We start from the raw sequence: 2846 nt of genomic DNA, 5'->3' as shown, positions 1-2846 counted from the left end.
GCCTAGCCCGCCGGCAGCGGCATCGAACACCCTGAGCCCGAGGTCCCAGGCGGTATCGACGTTGGCGAGCGCCAGGCCGCCGGTGTCGTGGAAATGCCCGGCCAGCCGCGCAGCCTCTGCTTCTTCGAGGGTTGCCAGCACCATGGCATGCACGCGCTCGGGTGTCGCCCTGCCGATCGTGTCGGCAACGGCGATTTCGGCGCAGCCGAGATCGCGCAGGCGCGCGACGACTCTCGCGGCCGCGCCGGGTTCGATCGGGCCTTCATAGGGACAATCGACGGCACAGGAGACATAGCCCCGCACCGGCAAGGAATGCTCGGCGGCCAGCGCGATCACTGGCACAAAACGAGCCAGCCCTTCCTCGATGGTACAATTGGTGTTTCGTTTCGAAAACGTCTCGGAGGCGCTGGTGAAGACCGCGAGTTCCTGCGCGCCGGCCGAGATCGCGGCCCGCGCACCTTGCTCGTTGGGCACCAGCGCGGACAGCATAAGCCCCGGGCGCCGCACAGCGCGCCGCATGACCTCATCATGATCGGCCATCTGCGGCACCCATTTCGGCGAGACGAAAGCCGTCGCCTCGATGCGGGCGAAGCCGCAATCGGCCAGCATGCCGATCAGGCGCAGCTTCTGCCCGGTCGAGACCAGCCGCTTTTCGTTCTGCAGGCCGTCGCGCGGACCGACTTCGACGATCGTGGCCTGCCGATCCTCACCGGGCGATTCAATGGACGGCGGCATACATGATCTTTTCTTCGGAGGCCTCGTCGATGGTCATCTCCTCGACGATACGGCCCTGGCGCGCCACCAGTATGCGGTCCGACAGATTGAGGATTTCAGGCAGATAGGACGAGATAACGACGACGGCCGCGCCCGCATCGGCAAGCCGCTCGATAATCTGATGGATCTCGGCGATGGCGCCGACATCGACGCCACGCGTCGGCTCGTCGAAGATGATCAGCGACGGCGCCTGGATTAGCGATTTGGCGATGACCACTTTCTGCTGATTGCCGCCGGAAAGCTCGACCACCCGAGCATTGGCGCCGATCGTGCGGACCTTCATCGTCTCGATCCATTCGGCCGATTGCCGGCGCGCTTCGCCAAGGCCGATTACCGAGACCGGATTGGAGCCCTTGGCCAGCTTGCCGAGGAATACGTTCTGGGCGATGTCCATCGTATCGAATAGGCCGTCGAGCTTGCGGTCCTCGGTGATATAGGCGACGCCGCGCCGCACGGCCTGCCGTGGCACGCGGAAGTGCACCACCTCGCCGCGCAGCGTGATGCGGCCACCATGGAAGAAGTCACGCTTCAAAACGCCCGCCGCGATCTTCATCATTTCGGTGCGGCCGGCACCGACCAGGCCGAACAGCCCGGTCACCTGGCCGGCAAAGACCGACAGCGTGGCGCTGCGCACCGCCTTACCCATCGAGACGTTCTCGAGCGCCAGCACCTTTTCGCCCGGGCGGCGCGCGACGCGTTTGGCGGCATCGTCGCCATAGAGCGTATCGGTCAGTTGCCGGCCAACCATCGCCTGGACGATTTTCTCGCGGGTGAGATTGCGCGCATCGTCGGTGACGATCAGCGCGCCGTCGCGCAGCACGCTGATGCGGTCGGCGATCGACAGCGCTTCTTCCAGCGCGTGTGAAATGAAGATGATGGAAGCGCCCTCGCCTTTCAGCCGCTCGACCAGGGCGAAGAAGTGCTGCTTTTCCTCCGGCGTCAGCGTCGCCGTCGGCTCGTCGAAGATGAAGATGCGGGCCTTGTGGTGAACCGCGCGGGCGATCTCGACCATCTGCTTCTTGGCGGCGCCGAGCGTTGACACCAGCGCGGTCGGCTCGACATGGAAGTTCAGCCGCTGCAGATGCTGCTGCGCCTTGATGTTGATGCCGCGCAACCGGTTGAAGAAGCTCTCTTCGCCGAGGAAGATGTTCTGAGCGACATTCATCGACGGGATGAGATTGGTTTCCTGGAACACCATGGCGATGCCGTGCTTCATGGCATCGGCGGGCGAGGAAAAGCCAACCGGTTTGCCGTCAATCAGCATCTCGCCCGACGTCAGCGGATAGAGGCCGGCCAGCACCTTGGTCAACGTCGACTTCCCCGCACCGTTCTCGCCGAGCAGCGCATGGACCTCGCCTTGCCGCAGCGTGAAATCGACGTCGCGCACCGCCGCGTTGCCGGCGAACGCCTTGGTGGCCTTGCGGAACCGGACGATCTCGGTCGCGTGGGGATCAGCCATGCCGGGCTCCACCGGATGTCGTGCCGGGCAGGCGCAGCAGCGTGCCGGAGCCGCGCGATGCGGCGTAGACGCTGCCGCCATGCTCACAGACGGAGGTGACGCCATGCATGCTGCCGTCGGCGCGGCTGTGCCAGCTTTCGCTGGGCCGGCCGCTGTCGTCGCAGCGCGCGACGAGGCCGTAGGAGCGCGATGGCGCCCACGGCTTCAGCACGCCCATCTGCCGGACCGAGCCCTGGCTCAGCGGCTGGTCCGGCCGCGCCGATCCGGCGAGTTCCGGCCCGATCCATTCGCCGGGATCGATCGTCGCCATCATCTCGCGGCGATAATCGTCCTCGCGCAGCACCAGTTCGAGAAGCTGGCGGCGCGGCGCGAACAGCGCCATCCAGAAGCCGCCATCGGAAGCGGGTGACAGGCGCGACGGATAGGCGGGCAGATTTTCCAGGATCGCCACCGGATGCGGTAATTTCGGATCAAGGGCGACGATACGATGGCGCCAGCTTTCGCTGATCGCCAGACGGCCGTTGCCGAGCATGACCGCGCCGTTGGGAAATGCCAATCCGGCTGCAAGCTCACGCTGGGAGCCGCTGTCCGGATCGATGGCGAGCACGACGCC

The 2846-nt window shown here is 65.7% G+C and carries 2 protein-coding genes and 1 pseudogene; all 3 read right to left on the bottom strand.

Annotation, left to right across the window (positions count from 1 at the left end; translation table 11 throughout):
• A partial coding sequence (locus tag EN939_RS28290; RefSeq protein ID WP_164751288.1) for a hydroxymethylglutaryl-CoA lyase occupies nt 1-735 on the bottom strand: 735 nt, incomplete at its 3' end.
• Entirely contained in the window at nt 719-2233 is a 1515-nt protein-coding gene (locus EN939_RS28285; RefSeq protein ID WP_127270801.1) for a sugar ABC transporter ATP-binding protein, read from the bottom strand. The genes EN939_RS28290 and EN939_RS28285, both read right to left, overlap by 17 nt.
• Nucleotides 2226-2846 (bottom strand): annotated as a pseudogene (locus EN939_RS38220) (hypothetical protein); the annotation flags it as partial. The gene EN939_RS28285 and the pseudogene EN939_RS38220, both read right to left, overlap by 8 nt.

The organism is Mesorhizobium sp. M7A.F.Ca.CA.002.05.1.1, from assembly GCF_003998335.1.
Classification (GTDB): Bacteria; Pseudomonadota; Alphaproteobacteria; order Rhizobiales; family Rhizobiaceae; genus Mesorhizobium.
This window is presented reverse-complemented; position numbering and strand designations above follow the sequence as displayed.

Coding starts and splice junctions, on each gene's coding strand:
- EN939_RS28285 (WP_127270801.1), bottom strand. CDS start 2,233: ATGGCTGATCCCCACGCGACCGAGATCGTCCGGTTCCGCAAGGCCACC.